15 protein-coding genes and 1 pseudogene are annotated in these 14,288 nt (G+C 66.4%); 11 read left to right on the top strand and 5 right to left on the bottom strand.

Annotation, left to right across the window (positions count from 1 at the left end; all coding sequences use genetic code 11):
- Window positions 1–314: 314 nt before the first annotated feature.
- From C7H84_RS36270 to C7H84_RS07210, 3 genes are all read left to right on the top strand, one after another.
- The gene (locus C7H84_RS36270; protein ID WP_162999229.1) at window positions 315–479 is read left to right on the top strand and encodes a hypothetical protein; all 165 of its coding nucleotides are present in this window, start codon (window positions 315–317) and stop codon (window positions 477–479) included.
- A gap of 72 nt (window positions 480–551) precedes the next feature.
- On the top strand, window positions 552–911 hold the full coding sequence (locus C7H84_RS07215) for a BON domain-containing protein (RefSeq protein WP_121858153.1): 360 nt from the start codon (window positions 552–554) through the stop codon (window positions 909–911).
- A 53-nt stretch (window positions 912–964) separates the two neighbouring features.
- The gene (locus C7H84_RS07210; protein ID WP_121858152.1) at window positions 965–1,162 is read left to right on the top strand and encodes a CsbD family protein; all 198 of its coding nucleotides are present in this window, start codon (window positions 965–967) and stop codon (window positions 1,160–1,162) included.
- Window positions 1,163–1,393: 231 nt separating this feature from the next.
- Here C7H84_RS07210 and C7H84_RS07205 read toward each other — a convergent pair whose 3' ends face one another.
- Window positions 1,394–2,422 (bottom strand): DUF1338 domain-containing protein, encoded by a 1,029-nt coding sequence (locus C7H84_RS07205; RefSeq protein WP_121858297.1) that lies wholly within the window; start codon window positions 2,420–2,422, stop codon window positions 1,394–1,396.
- Between the two features lie 230 nt (window positions 2,423–2,652).
- Between C7H84_RS07205 and C7H84_RS07200 the strand changes: the two genes are divergently transcribed.
- Both C7H84_RS07200 and C7H84_RS07195 read left to right on the top strand, forming a co-directional pair.
- A complete protein-coding gene (locus C7H84_RS07200) occupies window positions 2,653–3,606 on the top strand; it encodes a LysR family transcriptional regulator (RefSeq protein ID WP_121858151.1) in 954 nt (317 codons plus the stop codon).
- A gap of 460 nt (window positions 3,607–4,066) precedes the next feature.
- Window positions 4,067–5,695: an NADP-dependent glyceraldehyde-3-phosphate dehydrogenase gene (locus tag C7H84_RS07195; RefSeq protein WP_121858150.1), complete on the top strand. Its 1,629-nt coding sequence runs from the start codon at window positions 4,067–4,069 to the stop codon at window positions 5,693–5,695.
- A 94-nt stretch (window positions 5,696–5,789) separates the two neighbouring features.
- Here the strand turns inward: C7H84_RS07195 and C7H84_RS07190 are convergent, their stop codons facing one another.
- Window positions 5,790–6,422, bottom strand: a complete 633-nt coding sequence (locus C7H84_RS07190; RefSeq protein WP_121858296.1) for a LysE family translocator — start codon at window positions 6,420–6,422, stop codon at window positions 5,790–5,792.
- On the opposite strand from C7H84_RS07190, the gene C7H84_RS36265 reads away from it, so the two are divergent.
- Window positions 6,421–7,008, top strand: coding sequence for a hypothetical protein (locus C7H84_RS36265; protein WP_162999228.1), 588 nt, complete (start codon window positions 6,421–6,423; stop codon window positions 7,006–7,008). The two genes, C7H84_RS07190 and C7H84_RS36265, sit on opposite strands and share 2 nt — an antisense overlap.
- A 24-nt stretch (window positions 7,009–7,032) precedes the next feature.
- Window positions 7,033–7,356, top strand: coding sequence for a DNA-binding protein (locus C7H84_RS07185; RefSeq protein ID WP_121858149.1), 324 nt, complete (start codon window positions 7,033–7,035; stop codon window positions 7,354–7,356).
- A gap of 36 nt (window positions 7,357–7,392) precedes the next feature.
- Here C7H84_RS07185 and C7H84_RS07180 read toward each other — a convergent pair whose 3' ends face one another.
- The gene (locus tag C7H84_RS07180) at window positions 7,393–8,628 is read right to left on the bottom strand and encodes an NADH:flavin oxidoreductase/NADH oxidase family protein (protein ID WP_121858148.1); all 1,236 of its coding nucleotides are present in this window, start codon (window positions 8,626–8,628) and stop codon (window positions 7,393–7,395) included.
- An 80-nt stretch (window positions 8,629–8,708) separates the two neighbouring features.
- Between C7H84_RS07180 and C7H84_RS07175 the strand changes: the two genes are divergently transcribed.
- Both C7H84_RS07175 and C7H84_RS07170 read left to right on the top strand, forming a co-directional pair.
- Complete coding sequence (locus tag C7H84_RS07175; protein ID WP_121858147.1) at window positions 8,709–9,188, top strand: MerR family transcriptional regulator; 480 nt, start codon at window positions 8,709–8,711, stop codon at window positions 9,186–9,188.
- 335 nt (window positions 9,189–9,523) lie between these two features.
- Window positions 9,524–9,844: a DUF1330 domain-containing protein gene (locus tag C7H84_RS07170; protein ID WP_121858146.1), complete on the top strand. Its 321-nt coding sequence runs from the start codon at window positions 9,524–9,526 to the stop codon at window positions 9,842–9,844.
- Between the two features lie 34 nt (window positions 9,845–9,878).
- Here the strand turns inward: C7H84_RS07170 and C7H84_RS07165 are convergent, their stop codons facing one another.
- Complete coding sequence (locus C7H84_RS07165; RefSeq protein WP_121858145.1) at window positions 9,879–10,715, bottom strand: NAD(P)-dependent oxidoreductase; 837 nt, start codon at window positions 10,713–10,715, stop codon at window positions 9,879–9,881.
- Window positions 10,716–10,850: 135 nt separating this feature from the next.
- Here C7H84_RS07165 and C7H84_RS07160 point away from each other — a divergent pair.
- Window positions 10,851–11,915, top strand: a pseudogene (locus C7H84_RS07160) (LacI family DNA-binding transcriptional regulator).
- A 119-nt stretch (window positions 11,916–12,034) separates the two neighbouring features.
- Here C7H84_RS07160 and C7H84_RS07155 read toward each other — a convergent pair.
- The gene (locus C7H84_RS07155) at window positions 12,035–13,327 is read right to left on the bottom strand and encodes an MFS transporter (RefSeq protein WP_121858144.1); all 1,293 of its coding nucleotides are present in this window, start codon (window positions 13,325–13,327) and stop codon (window positions 12,035–12,037) included.
- 404 nt (window positions 13,328–13,731) lie between these two features.
- On the opposite strand from C7H84_RS07155, the gene C7H84_RS07150 reads away from it, so the two are divergent.
- Window positions 13,732–14,271, top strand: a complete 540-nt coding sequence (locus C7H84_RS07150; protein ID WP_121858295.1) for a methylated-DNA--[protein]-cysteine S-methyltransferase — start codon at window positions 13,732–13,734, stop codon at window positions 14,269–14,271.
- The last annotated feature ends 17 nt before the right edge of the window (window positions 14,272–14,288 follow it).

The raw sequence follows: 14,288 nt of genomic DNA, 5'->3' as shown, positions 1-14,288 counted from the left end.
TGATCGCGTGCCGTCGCTGCGCTCGACAGGCGCGAATTGCACTATGTGCACCATGCGCGATAGTACATTCGCGCGCCGCGCCCGCTGCGTGCGCTATCCCGCCGAGCGCCGCGCAGCGCGGCACGCGCGCCTGCCGTCGCGCGTTGCGCGGGTCCCGACGCATTTCCCGTTCCCGCTCTGTCGTTCCGTCCCCGTGCAAACGCACTAGGCAATCCGGTGAATTTGCGCGATGTCCGCGTGCGTTCGCGCCGGTACGCTGGTACTGCATCGGCGCTCACGCGCTGCCCTTCCATACCGCAGAGGAGGACCACCTGATGAAGCTCGATCAGACACCCGATCCGACGCGGCCCGAGCCGGCTCCGGACAATCCGCCCGAACCGGCGCCCGGCACCGATCCCCCCGTGCCGCTGCCGCCCGACGTACCCCGCCCCGACATGCCGCCGCGCGAGCCCGGCTACGACACGCCAATCGCACGTTGACGTGGCGGGAACGCGAACTGCTTCACATCCCAGGTTTCATCCATTCATCAAGCCAATCGAAGGAGAACATCAATGAACAAGATCTCGCACCTTTCGAAGCTGCTCGCCGTCAGCGCGACCTTCCTGCTCGCCGCCGCGCCGCTGACGAACGCACAGGCCCAGACACAATCGGCGTCGTCGAGCGAGAGCACGATGACGCACGGATCGGACCAACCCGTGACCGACACGTGGATCACGACCAAGGTGAAGAGCGAACTCGCGACGACCAAAGGCGTGAAGAGCACCGACATCGACGTGAAGACGGTCGACGGTGTCGTCACGCTGACGGGCGTACTGCCGTCGAGGGTCGCCGTGAAGAAGGCCGTCGCCGTGACGCGCTCGATCAAGGGCGTGAAGCACGTCGACTCATCCGGCCTGAAGGCGAAGGCCTGAGCCGCTACGCGGCCGAGCGCCGCACTTTTCTCACCCAAGGACAGGAGCATGCGATGAACGAGGACAAGATCAAGGGTCAATGGAAGCAGTTGACGGGCAAGCTGAAGACCAAGTGGGGCAAGCTCACCGACGACGATCTGGCAGTCGCCGAGGGCAACCGCGACTACCTGGTCGGCAGGATTCAGGAGCGCTACGGGATCGCGCGTGACGAGGCCGAGCGCCAACTGAAGGACTTCGATCGCGAGCTGTAACGTACCGGTCGTCTCACCCCGCCGCGACGCATCCCGCGTCGCGGGCCACGCGGAGGACAACGACATGGGCAAGTATCTGCTTGCATGGGTACTCGGCGTACCGATCGGCGTGCTGGTGTTGATCTATCTGATCATGCACGTGTTCTGACGATCGCGCCGACTACTCAGCGCAAACGGGCCGATGGCTGGTTTCAGCCATCGGCCCGTTTTTCTTCGTTGGTGCGCCGCGCGTTACTTCGCCGCGTTCGCCGTCATCTTGAAGATGCCCTGCGCGTTGCCCGCATCGAACCGCAGGTCCGTCACCCAGCGGCGTGTCGTCTGATCGAACGTGCGACGGCGCGTGATGAACTCGTAGAAGGAGCCCGGCACGTTGCGCTTCACCGTGCCGCCGTCGCGCGTGCGGAATTCGCGCTCGACGATGTCCGCGCGGTACGCGGTCTGGAACACGCGGCCCGAGCGCGAGCGCTCGACTTCCGGCTTCATCGGCCGGCCCTTCGCCTTTTCGTCGTCGGACAGCTTGAACACGTCAACCACGCGATCGGTCGCATGGTTGAACGCGTTGCCTTCGGTCGCGATCCACGCCATCTCGGCCGATTCGAGCAGCAGCGTCTCGTAGTCGAGCTCGGTCGGCACGTCGTGCTGGCGCGCGAATGCGCCAACGATCTCGGGCAGCAGCGCATGCGCGGCGTCGAGCGACAGCCAGCCTTCGCGCTCGATTTCCCACAGCAGCGCGACGGCCGCCGGCGACAGCGGATCGCGCGACGAGCTCACGACGTTCGTCACGGCCTGCTGGAATTCCTTCGAGAAGCGCTCCGGATGCAGTTCGCTGACGAAGAACTGCGCGATCTCGTCCGGTGCGTCTTCATGCGCATACGCGCGGCCGGTCATGCCGAGCTTGTCGAGCGGATAACGGCCGTTCAGGCGGAAGCCGAGCGGACGCAGGATCCGCGTGAACGCGGCCTCGCCCGGCGGCAGCGCGCCCGTGTGCGGCCAGCGCACCGTGCGCAGCGCGCCGTGGTCGAAGTACACCGACCCGCCGTTCTCGATCGCGTCGGCCGTGTACGCGCGGCCGTTCGCCGACCGTTCGAGCAGCCCTTCGAACAGCGCCATGTTCATCGCCTGCGCGATTTCCGCGCGCGTGACGACGTCGGTTTCCCATTCGTCGAGGATGGCCGGCATGTTCAGGGTCGCGAACAGGGCGTCGGTTTTCGCCTGTCCCAGCAGCTTCGTCAGCAAGCTCTCGATATTCGGATTGCGCATCAGGATTCTCGTGTCGGGGGCAGCGCCGGCAAACGTGCCGGCAATTCGATCGGCCGGCCGCCACAGCGGGCGCGCCTGGCCTTGCGTGGGATGCATTATTCAAAGGGTTGCAGCGGGGCGTAAAGCGAGATTAAATTGATACGTGATGAGTTTTTGGAATTATTCACGTTCACCGCACCCGCCCGCCGGCCCGCTTCGCGCGGGTGCGTTCGTCAGACGATACGAGCATCATGCGCAAATTCAAGATCCCCAACATGGGTGCGCTCGTGGCCTTCGAAGCCGCGGCGCGCCACGAGAGCTTCACGCACGCGGCCAAGGAGCTGTTCCTGACCGAAAGCGCGGTGTCGCGGCAGATCGCGACGCTGGAAGCGAGCCTCGGCGTGCGGCTGTTCGCGCGCGTGAAGCAGCGCGTCGTGCTGACGCGCGCCGGCAAGCTGTACGGCACACAGGTGCGGCGCGCGCTCGAGGCGCTCGACCGCGACACGCTGTCGATCATCGCGCATGGCAGCGGCGGCGGCTATCTGGAGCTGGCGGTGCTGCCGACCTTCGCGTCGCACTGGCTGATCCCGCGCATCAAGAGCTTCTACGACCGCACGCCGGACGTGCGCGTGAACATGGGCAGCCGCACCGACCTGTTCTCGTTCGAGGACACGCACTTCGAGGCCGCGATCCACTACGGCAAGCCGACCTGGCCCGGCACGTCGTCCGACTATCTGTTCGGCGAGGAAGTCGTGCCGATCTGCTCGCCTGCGCTGCTGAACGGGCCCGTCGAGCGCGTCGAGGATCTGCTCGCGTATCCGCTGCTGCACTCCACCACGCGGCCGGGCGCGTGGGCGCAATGGTTCGAGACGCACGGCGTCGAGGACATCCGCACGATGCAGGGCGTGCGCTACGAGCTGCACACGATGCTGATCAGCGCGGCCGCGGCCGGCCTCGGGATCGCGCTGGTGCCGAAGTTCTTCGTCGAGGAACAACTGCAGCAGCTCGGCCTTGTCGTGCCGTGCGACGCGGCGACGGTCGGCGATTCCGCGTACTACCTCGTGTATCCGACGGAGTTCAGCCACAGCAAGCCGCTGGAGTCGTTTCGTGCGTGGTTGCTGGAACAGGCGAGCGCGTATGCAGCGCCGGGGCAGGACAGGGAGGGCGATGACATCGATGCGGAGGATGACGAAGACGTCGAGTGAGCGCGCCGGCTCATGGAGAGTCCGGTGCGCGCCGGGCGGGCAACCCCGACCCGGCGCTCCGGGCAGCCGACCTCGCATCGGCAGCGCGGCGGACCTTCTTTCCGTTCTTCACGACGTATGTTCTCTCAGGTTCAGCGGTATTTTTAACTTCGCCGCGCCGAGCCATTATCCGCTCAAACCAGGCAAAGTGAAACGTTTGCGCAGCCCCTGACCGGCGTATTCCCGGCATTCGGACACAGTCTTTCTACTTTCTTACACGGAAGGCGATCACGTCCGGCAAATCTTGCAATCGGCGCGGCGTTCCTTTTTAATGGAACTGGTTCCATCCTGCATATCGGCCACCCGGTTGCGTGACGCTTCGCCGTCCGCGCGTCATGATGGCGATTCAGGATCGACGAACCTTCAGCTCAGGATTCCGCATCGCCCGTCCCTTCCCGGACACCTGTCAAACGAGACCGTCATGCCCGATTCCGCCTCCCTGCAGCAGCTGTTTCCCGCCTATCAAGACATCCCCGCCGAGTTCCGGCTCGCCGCGCCCATTCACCAGCGCGTGTCGCTGGTCGACGGCGAGTTGCGCCCGTGGGACGGCACGACCAAGACCGTGCTGTCGCCGGTGTGCGTGCGCCAGCCGGACGGCAGCGTCGCGCAGATGGAGATCGGCAGCTATCCGGTGATGGGCGAGACGGAAAGCGACGCGGCGCTCGACGCCGCGGTGCGCGCGTACGACTCGGGCCGCGGCGAGTGGCCGACGATGAAGGTCGAGCAGCGCATCGCGTGCATGCAGGACTTCATCAGGCGGATGGTCGCGCAGCGCGAGCTGGTCGTGAACCTGATCATGTGGGAGATCGGCAAGAGCCTCGCCGATTCGCAGAAGGAGTTCGACCGCACCGTCACGTACATGACGCAGACGATCGATGCGCTGAAGGAACTCGACAACGCGAACTCGCGCTTCGTGATCGCGGAAGGCACGATCGGCCAGATCCGCCGCACGCCGCTCGGCGTCGTGCTGTGCATGGGGCCGTACAACTATCCGCTGAACGAAACCTTCGCGACGCTGATCCCCGCGCTGCTGATGGGCAACACCGTGGTATTCAAACCGCCTCAGTACGGCACGCTGCTGTTCGAGCCGCTGCTCGAGGCGTTCCGCGACGCGTTCCCGAAGGGCGTGATCAACACGATCTATGCGCCGGGCGCGGTGGTCGTGCCGCACATGCTCGCATCGGGCAAGATCAACGTGCTCGCGCTGATCGGGTCGAGCAAGGTCGCCGATCACTTGAAGAAGCAGCATCCGAAATCGCACCGGCTGCGCGCGATCCTCGGCCTCGACGCGAAGAACGCGGCGATCGTGCTGCCCGACGCCGATCTCGACCTCACCGTGAAGGAGTGCCTGCTCGGTGCACTGTCGTTCAACGGCCAGCGCTGTACCGCGCTGAAGATGCTGCTCGTGCACCGCACGATCGTCGACGAGTTCCTCAAGCGCTTCACCGCCGCGCTCGAGCAGTTGAAGATCGGCATGCCGTGGGAAAAAGGCGTGAGCATCACGCCGCTTCCGGGCATGCATCGCACCGCCTACATGACCGACGCGATCGACGACGCGAAGGCGCGGGGCGCGCAGGTCGTCAACCATCAGGGCGGCGAGTTCAGCAAGACGCTGTTCTACCCGGCCGTCGTCTATCCGGTGTCCGAAGGGATGAAGCTGTATCGCGAGGAGCAGTTCGGGCCGATCATTCCGGTCGCGCCGTTCGACGACGTCGAAACCGCGCTCGACTACGTGACGACGTCCGACCACGGCCAGCAGGTCAGCATCTTCGGCTCGGATCCGGCGCAGATCGGCGCGCTCGTCGATCCGCTCGTGAACCAGGTGTGCCGCGTGAACATCAACTGCCAGTGCCAGCGCGGGCCGGACGTGTTCCCGTTCGCCGGGCGCAAGGATTCGGCGGAAGGCACGCTGTCGGTGACCGACGCGCTGCGCGCGTTCTCGATCCGGTCGATGGTCGCGGCGAAGCAGACCGACAGCAGCAAGCAACTGCTCGATACGATCGTGTCGGACCACCACTCGAAGTTCATCAACACGGGCTTCATTTTCTGAAGCACTGACGCGCAGCAGCAACGGCGCTGCGATGAACGATCCGCCGCGTGTTCGCGTGGCGGATCGCTTGTTCAGAGCAGCACGGGTGGCCCGTTCACACGTTCGACGCCAGCAACCGGATCCCCGCCACACCGAACACGATCGCGAGACACGCGTCCATCGCGCGCCGGCCGCGCACGTACAGCCGGCGCGCGCGATCCGTCGAGAACACCAGCGCATAGCCGCCGAACACCACGCAGCCGATCGCAAGGCAGCCCGGCACGACGGCGCCATGCGCCGCACTCGCGCCGTTCGACGACAGCGCGACGATCGACACCCACACCAGGATGGCTTTCGGATTCGTCAGGTGCAGCATCGCGCCGCGTGCATAGAAACGCGACAGCCGTTGCTCGGACGCCGTGTTCTGCGTAGCGGCCGGCTTCGCCGACCACGCGGTGCGGCCCGACTTGAACGCGAGCCACAGCAGATACGCGCCGCCGAACAGCTTGATCGCGACCAGCAGTTTCGACCACGCGAGCAACGCCGCCGACACGCCCAGCGCGGCCACCGTCGCCCAGAACATCGAGCCCGAGATCACGCCGAGCGCGAACACGAGCGCCGCCTTGCGGCCATGGTTCGCGGCAACGGACATGATCGCGAGATTGCTCGGGCCGGGGCTCGCCGTACCGACGAAGTAGGCCGTGTAGGCCAGCAGAAGGTTGGCCGAGAAGAAGGCGTGGACGCTCATGTCGAACCTCGCGGGAATGATGCGGAGATTGTTCGCAAACACGGCGCGGGTGCCCATGGACAATTGTCCCGGTATTCGCTGGGCCAGTTGGATCGCGCCCGTGGCATACGTTGCGCATGCATCGGAATCGCCGCGCACGAAACGTCTCGGATATGAAACATCCGGCGCATCGGGCAGGCCTTCGTGCGTGAGACAAATGTCGTCGCGGCGCACCTCATGCCACCGCCCGGAGGCCGACGGCACGCCGACACCGCTGCGCCGCGGCCTTCCGGCGCTGCGTCGATCGAAACACGCCGCCGCTTTTAATCCGGCGTTACGTTACATCGCTGAAGCATTTCATCCGTCGGGGGCCTGCGTGGCAGTTGAGCGCGACCGTGCGCGGCGTATGGACGCCGCCCTCGATTTTCCGTGCAAGCCAGTATCGGCGGGACCGGATGACCGCTGCCGTGCGCCGCGTCAATCTTGCTCGACGATCGGATCGCGACGCTGGTACGAAAACTGCATTCGCATTGCAGTGACAGCCGCGCCGCCGATCGGCGCGGACATGAACCCGGATCGGGCCCGTCCAACGGATACGCCCGGATGATCCGCGCAAGCAACGAGGCTCGTCATGAATGCGCTGCCCAACTCGTCCGATACGTCGTTCCAGAACTTCCTCGCGAAGCTGCTCGAACAGCCGCAGCCGGAATGGACGGAAAAACAGCAGATGGAGCTGGAGATGGCGCGCTCGCTGTCGACCCAGATGGTCCACTTCGCCGAAGGCATGCGCGGCGGCAACGCGGACCTCGCACGCTGTCTCGTGCTGCTGCGCTACGCGAAGGTCCTCGACTTCATGCTGACGTCGCTCGCCGCGCGCCGCGACATTCATCCGCAAACGCTGCGCACGCTGTTCCGGCTCGCGAACCTGAAGGTCGACGACGCGTATCCGGTCTGAGCCGGCAGCAGGCCGCGCCACGCGCGGCCTTCCCGACTAGCGCACCGCCCGCCCCGCCATCCACTTCCGGTAACGCCGCGTCTGGCACTGCGCGGCCATCTGCTGCGACACCAGCGCGCGCAACGGCGACACACCCGGATGCGTGCGCCGCCCGACGCTCAGGCGCGCGAGCTGAAACTTCACGACGGCCATGTTCGCGAGCGCGCCCAGCGTCTTGTTCTTCCACCGGATCGGCTGCAGTGCCGGCGCGCTGTCCTTGCCGGCCTGCCAGTCGCGCGGCAGATTCGGATCGATCGACAGCGCGGTCGCGATGCCGACCATCGCCACGCCGCTCGCGACCACCTGCTCGGCCACCGCGCGACGCCGGATCCCGCCGGTGACCATCAGCGGCATCGCGGCGACAGCCGTGATGTCCCGCGCGAATTCGAGGAAGTACGCTTCGCGCGCCAGCGTGCGTCCGTCGCGCGCCTCGCCCTGCATCGCCGGCACTTCGTAGCTGCCGCCCGACAATTCGACGAGATCGACGCCGAGCGGGTTCAGCAATTCGACGACACGCTTCGCATCGTCCGCGCTGAAGCCGCCGCGCTGGAAATCGGCCGAATTCAGCTTGACCGATACGACGAATGCGGGCGATACCGTCGCGCGCACGTCGCGCACGATGTCGAGCAGCAGCTTCGCGCGATGCTCGATGCTGCCGCCCCATGCGTCCTGCCGGCGGTTGGTCAGCGGCGACAGGAACTGGCTCAGCAAGTAACCGTGCGCCGCGTGGATCTGCACGCCGGTGAAGCCGCTCAGTTCGGCGAGCTGCGCGGCGCGCACGAAGCGCTGCCGCACGTCGGCGATGTCGGCTTCCGTCATCTCCTTCGGCACCGGGAACTGCTTCGACATCGCGCCGAGCGCGAGCGGCACGGCCGACGGCGCGAGCGTCGTCTGGCCGAGCGCCGCCTGCATCTGGCGCCCCGGATGGTTGATCTGCATCCACACGTGCGCGCCGCGCGCCCGCGCGACCTGCGCCCAGCGCCGGAAGCGTCCGAGATGGGCGTCGCCGTCGAGCACGACGCCGTTCGGCCCCGTCATCGCGCGACCGTCCACCATCACGTTGCCGGTCAGGATCAGGCCGACCCCGCCGTCGGCCCACGCCTGGTACAGGCGCAGCAACGCGTCGGACGGCGCGTGATCCGCATCGGCCATGTTCTCTTCCATCGCGGCCTTCGCAAGCCGGTTCGGGATCACCGCGCCATTGGGCAGTGGGAGGTGCGCAAACAGGTTCATGGTGGTGGACATCCTCGATTGACGATGCCCAACCATAACTTTAAAGTCAACTTCAAGGTCAAGCCCCTGAGGAGCTCAAAATGAAAATCGGCGAGTTGGCGCGCGCCAGCGGCATCGCGGCGTCGCGGATCCGGTTCTACGAAGCAAGCGGCCTGCTCGAACCGGCGCGCCGTCAGGCGAACGGTTATCGGGAATACGGGCCGGAAGCGCTGACGCGGCTCGCGATCATCGATCGCGCGCAATGCGCGGGCTTCGCGCTCGACGAGATCCGCGCGGTGCTGCCGCCCGATCTCGGCGCGTGGCCGCACGACGAACTGCTGGTCGCGCTGCGGCACAAGGTCGACGAAATCGCGCTGCTCGAACAGCGGCTCGCGCAGAACCGGCGACACCTGGAAGTGCTGATCGACGAGATTGCCAACAAGCCCGCCGGCGAGGATTGCGCTGGCGCCGCGCAACGCATGCTCGACAGGCTGTGCCAGGAAACGGGGGACGTGGTGCCGGCGCCTGCGCCGGTGCAAGTACCGCGGCCGCGGCCGCGGCCGATCCGCAAGCGCGCGTGAGCGTATTGCGGGTGCGGGTGCGGGTGCGGGTGCGGGTGCGGGTGCGGGTGCGGGTGCGGGTGCGGTGCACGTGCGGTGCACGTGCGCGTGCACGTAGGGGGCCGGGTCCGGGTCCGGTCCAGATGCAGGTACAGGTACAGGTCCGGTCCGCGTCCGCGCTCGCGCTCGCGCCCGCAACGCGCGGCATGGGCGCCTGCCATCGAGCCACCGCGCGCGGCCGGCATTGCGCACGGCCTCGTCAATCTGCTTACGTCACAGGTAATCGACGCGCGCCGCCCGCGCGCCGATCATGGCTTCACCGATCAACACATCGCGTCGACACCCTGGAGCCCACCATGACCGCCTACGCCATCGCCCACCTGCACGACGTCGAAATGTGCGACGACATCGTCGAATACCTCGAACGCATCGACGGCACGCTCGCACCGTTCGACGGCCATTTCATCATTCACGGCGCGCGGCCCGACGTGCGCGAAGGCGTGTGGCGCGGCGACCTGATCGCGATCGCGTTTCCCGATCTCGCGACGGCACGCGCGTGGTACGAATCGGATGCGTACCGGCAGATTCAGCCGCTGCGCGCGCGGCACGCGAGCGGCCCGTTGATCCTGCTCGACGGCGTGGACGAACGGCACAAGGCGACGGACATCCTGCGCTGATCGCCGATGCCTGCCGCGCGGGCCACGCTTGCGCTTACTTCGCGTTGCGCTCCAGCGGCTCGCCGACGACGAAACCGCCGCCCTGGTAGCGCTGCGTCGGATCGTCGTAGTCGGCGGTCGGCGCCGTCACCGGAAACAGCCCGGCGAACTGCTCGGAGCTGTCCTGCGGCCGGAAGCCGAGGAAGCCCGCCTTCGTGTTGTCCCACCACTTCACCGGATTGTCCGACGCGCCGTAGACGATCGCGTGCCCGACCCGGTTCGTCAGCAGCGAGCACCGCACGAGTTCGATGAAGTCGCGATAGCTGAGGTACGTGACCAGCATGCGTGGATTCTTCGGGACTTCGAACGACGAGCCGATCCGCAGGCACACCGTCTCGATCCCGAAGCGGTCGAAGTAGTAGCGCGACAGCGATTCGCCGAAACATTTCGTCACGCCGTACAGGCTGTCCGGACGCAGCGGCGCATCCGCATCGAGCACTTCCGTCACCGGATGGAAGCCGATCGCATGGTTCGAACTCGCGAACACGACCCGCTTCACGCCATGCTTGCGCGCGGCTTCGTACAGGTTGTACGTGCCGGTGATGTTCGCATCGACGAGATCGTCGAACGGCGCATCGACCGAAATGCCGCCGAGGTGGACGATCGCGTCGACGCCGTCGACGAGGTCCATCACCGCCGGCCGGTCGGCGAGATCGACGACGCGGGTTTCTTCGTGCGGGGCCGCGTCGTCCAGCGCGGCGATGTCGCTCACGCGCACGACATCGGCCCAGTTCGCCAGCGCGCCGCGCAGCTGGCGGCCGAGGTTGCCGGCCGCGCCGGTCAGCAGCAGGCGCCCGAACGGCTTGCGTGCACCGGTGGATGTGGCGTTCATCGGATAAATCTCCTTGCATCTGTCGTGGGGTTACCGAAAGATCCCGAAAATTGGAAAACGTTTTCCAACTATACGCGGGACAAAAGCCGCACGTCAATGGCCGTACCCCATTGCGGCCATCCGCACTTTCCCGATATGGCCCAGTGGCCGGATGCCGGCTTTTTCTGCCACAATCCGGCGTAAGCTAACGAAAACGTTACCCTTCCGATGAAAAAAGTTTCCCCGACGATCCGCGATGTTGCCGCGGAAGCCGGTGTGTCGGTCGCGACGGTGTCCAAGTACGTGAACGGCACGCAGCGCTTTTCGCCGGCCGTCGAAGCGCGGCTCAAGGAAGCGATCGAGCGGCTCGGCTATCGATCGAACCCGCTCGCGCGCTCGATGATCACCGGGCGCACACGCACGATCGGCCTCGTGATCCTCGACATCAGCAATCCGTACTTCACGAACATCGTCAAAGGCGCGAACCGCGTCGCGCTCCAGCACGACTACACGCTGCTGCTGGTCGATACCGAAGAGAGCCAGGCGCGCGAACGCTCGCTGATCGAGGCGCTCGCGCAGCGCGTCGACGGGCTGATCGTCAGCACGCGGATGCCCGCCGAGGAAGCCGGCTGGATGCTCGACCTGCACAAGCCGCTCGTGCTGCTGCGACGCAGCCCCGGCCTGCCGATTCCGAGCGTCGGCATCGACAACCGGCTCGCCACCTACATGCTCGCGCGTCACCTGCTCAACCTCGGCCATACGCGCATCGCGTATCTCGGCTTCGGGCCCGCGCGCGTGAACGACGAACGGATCCAGGGCGCGCGCGACTGCCTCGCCGAAGCCGGGCTCACGCTCGACGTGCATGACGCGCATGCGCCGACCGCCGAAGCCGGCGAACGCGCGTGCTCGCGCGTGATGCTCGGGCCGCAGCGCCCGCAGGCCGTGATCTGCTACAACGACCTGATCGCGCTCGGCTTCATGAAGGAAGCCGCGTCGCTCGGGTTCCGGCTACCGCAGGACGTGTCCGTCGCCGGCATCGACAACGTGCCGTACGGCGAATACGCGGCGCCCGCGCTGACCACCGTCGACATCCAGAGCGAAAACATGGGCGAGCTCGCGATGCAGAAGCTCATCGACGCGCTCGCCGGACGCGAAGATGCGAGCTATTCGACGTTCGAGCCGCGGCTGATCATGCGGGCGTCGACGGCCGCGGCGAGTTGAGCCGGGCGACGCGCGCGCCCATCGCCCACACCCGCCAACGAATCAGCACCGCTGCCCTGCGTTGCAAATAAAAAACGCGCCGCCTTCGTTCAGGCGGCGCGTTCGTTTGCCGGCAGCGCTTACGCGTCGAGTTTCGCCGGCTTCATCTTCGGCGTGAGCACGTGCATCACCGCCAGCGCGAGCAGGTACGCCAGTGCGCCGATCGCGAACAGCACCCAGTAGTGACCCGTGCGTTGCAGCACCTGGCCGACCACTTCCGAGAACAGCACGCCGCCGATCGAGCCGGCCATCCCGCCGATCCCGACCACCGACGCGACCGCGCGGCGCGGGAACAGGTCGGACGCCGTCGTGAACAGGTTTGCCGACCAGCCCTGGTGCGCGGCGGCGGCGAGGCCGACGATCAGCACCGCGATCCACAGGCTCTGCACCTGCGACACGAACGCGATCGGCAGCACGCAGCACGCGCAGATCAGCATCGCCGTCTTGCGTGCGCCGTTCACGCTCCAGCCCGCGCGCAGCAGCGCCGACGACAGCCAGCCGCCGCCGATGCTGCCGACCGTCGTCAGCGCATAGATGCACACGAGCGGCAGGCCGATATGCTGCATGTCCATCCCGCGCGACTCGTTCAGCCACTTCGGCAGCCAGAACAGGTAGAACCACCACACCGGGTCCGTCAGGAACTTGCCGATCAGGAACGCCCACGTTTCGCGCTTGCGCATCAATTCGCCCCAGCGCGGCGCGCCGGCGTCCGCGTTCGCCGCGTCGAGCGCTTCGACCTCGTCGCGCGGCTCGTTGTATTCCGCGGCGAGTGCCCGCGTGTCGGCCGTGCGATACATCACCAGCCACACGACCAGCCACACGAGGCCGATCGCGCCGATGATCACGAACGCCGCGCGCCAGCCGTAGGCCACCGCGATCGCCGGGATGATCGCCGGCGCGAACACCGCGCCGATGTTCGCGCCCGAGTTGAAGATGCCCGTCGCGAGCGCGCGTTCGCGGCGCGGAAACCATTCGGCCGTCGTCTTGATCGCGGCCGGGAAGTTGCCGCCCTCGCCGATCCCGAGCAGCGCACGCACGGCCGCGAAGCCCATCACCGAGCCCACCGCCGCGTGCAGCATCGCGGCGATGCTCCACACCAGCATCGCGACCGCGTACGAGATGCGCGTGCCGAGCCAGTCGACGATGCGCCCGAAGCCGAGCAGGCCGATCGCATAGAACGCGGAAAACGCCATCACGATCCGTCCATACTGCACCTGGCTCCAGCCGATGTCGTGCTGGAGCATCGGCGCGAGCAGGCCGAGGATCTGTCGATCCATGTAGTTGATGACGGTCGCGAAGAACAGCAGCGCACAGACGGTCCAGCGGTAGCGACTGGCGGCGGCCCGCACCGCGCCGACGACGGCAGATTGCATGAATGTCTCCGAAGCGCGGTCGCGCCCGTCGCGCCGCTGAATGATGCGTGTCCGTGACCGGCGACGGGCGCCGGGGCGGGTCGTGGCCTGCCCTTGCGTGGCGCGGCCGGTTGCCCGTCGAGTTCTGGAAAACGTTTTTTCAAAGGATAGGGCGTGGCCCGGTGCCGTGTCAGTCGGGGATTTCGATGAGTCATCTCAAATTTGGCCGAGCAAAAAGAGATGACCGTTTCGCCAATTGGTATTAATCGTTTTTCCGGGATTTTTCTTCCGTAAAACGGGGCCACGACGCGAGGCTCAGGCCGCCGATTCACATGTCCGATTTCGGGCAGAATCGGTGACGCGGATCGATTACAGTCGGCGCATGCGCCTCGGTCATGTGCGGCGCTTTCATGGAGAACTTCGCGATGACTCTCGCTCATCTGATTGCGAGCCCGCTGGGCGACATCGCCATCCGCATCGAGGACGATGCGCTGACCGGCCTTTTCTTCGTCGGCCAGAAATACTATCCGGCGCTGGCGATCGCGCCGGACGCGAATGCGGACGCACGCAACGTATCGCCGCTCGCGAGCAAGGTCGCTGAAGAAGTCGCCGAGTATTTCATCGGCACGCGCGAGACCTTCTCGGTACCGATTCACCTGCGCGGCACCGCGTTTCAGCGCAGCGTGTGGAAGGAACTGCTCGCGATTCCGTTCGGCGAGCTCGTGTCGTATGGCGACATCACCGAACGCGTCGGGCTGCCGATGAGCGCCGCACGTGCCGTCGGCGGCGCGGTCGGCCGCAATCCCGTGTCGATCATGGTGCCGTGCCATCGCGTGATCGGCGCGTCGGGCAGCCTGACCGGATACGCGGGCGGGATTGAACGGAAACGCGCGTTGCTGTCGCTCGAAGGGGCCGGGTTCGTGCGTGGCGAACGTCACCCGATGCAGCAGTCGCTCGCGTTCTGATGTCGGCGACGCGTGCG

It is taken from the genome of Burkholderia sp. Nafp2/4-1b (assembly GCF_003635165.1).
Taxonomy (GTDB): domain Bacteria; phylum Pseudomonadota; class Gammaproteobacteria; order Burkholderiales; family Burkholderiaceae; genus Burkholderia.
The sequence above is the reverse complement of the archived record's forward strand: the minus strand, read 5'-3'. Positions and strand labels throughout refer to the sequence as shown.

Coding starts and splice junctions, on each gene's coding strand:
- C7H84_RS36270 (WP_162999229.1), top strand. CDS start 315: ATGAAGCTCGATCAGACACCCGATCCGACGCGGCCCGAGCCGGCTCCG.
- C7H84_RS07215 (WP_121858153.1), top strand. CDS start 552: ATGAACAAGATCTCGCACCTTTCGAAGCTGCTCGCCGTCAGCGCGACC.
- C7H84_RS07210 (WP_121858152.1), top strand. CDS start 965: ATGAACGAGGACAAGATCAAGGGTCAATGGAAGCAGTTGACGGGCAAG.
- C7H84_RS07205 (WP_121858297.1), bottom strand. CDS start 2,422: ATGCGCAATCCGAATATCGAGAGCTTGCTGACGAAGCTGCTGGGACAG.
- C7H84_RS07200 (WP_121858151.1), top strand. CDS start 2,653: ATGCGCAAATTCAAGATCCCCAACATGGGTGCGCTCGTGGCCTTCGAA.
- C7H84_RS07195 (WP_121858150.1), top strand. CDS start 4,067: ATGCCCGATTCCGCCTCCCTGCAGCAGCTGTTTCCCGCCTATCAAGAC.
- C7H84_RS36265 (WP_162999228.1), top strand. CDS start 6,421: ATGTCGAACCTCGCGGGAATGATGCGGAGATTGTTCGCAAACACGGCG.
- C7H84_RS07190 (WP_121858296.1), bottom strand. CDS start 6,422: ATGAGCGTCCACGCCTTCTTCTCGGCCAACCTTCTGCTGGCCTACACG.
- C7H84_RS07185 (WP_121858149.1), top strand. CDS start 7,033: ATGAATGCGCTGCCCAACTCGTCCGATACGTCGTTCCAGAACTTCCTC.
- C7H84_RS07180 (WP_121858148.1), bottom strand. CDS start 8,628: ATGAACCTGTTTGCGCACCTCCCACTGCCCAATGGCGCGGTGATCCCG.
- C7H84_RS07175 (WP_121858147.1), top strand. CDS start 8,709: ATGAAAATCGGCGAGTTGGCGCGCGCCAGCGGCATCGCGGCGTCGCGG.
- C7H84_RS07170 (WP_121858146.1), top strand. CDS start 9,524: ATGACCGCCTACGCCATCGCCCACCTGCACGACGTCGAAATGTGCGAC.
- C7H84_RS07165 (WP_121858145.1), bottom strand. CDS start 10,715: ATGAACGCCACATCCACCGGTGCACGCAAGCCGTTCGGGCGCCTGCTG.
- C7H84_RS07155 (WP_121858144.1), bottom strand. CDS start 13,327: ATGCAATCTGCCGTCGTCGGCGCGGTGCGGGCCGCCGCCAGTCGCTAC.
- C7H84_RS07150 (WP_121858295.1), top strand. CDS start 13,732: ATGACTCTCGCTCATCTGATTGCGAGCCCGCTGGGCGACATCGCCATC.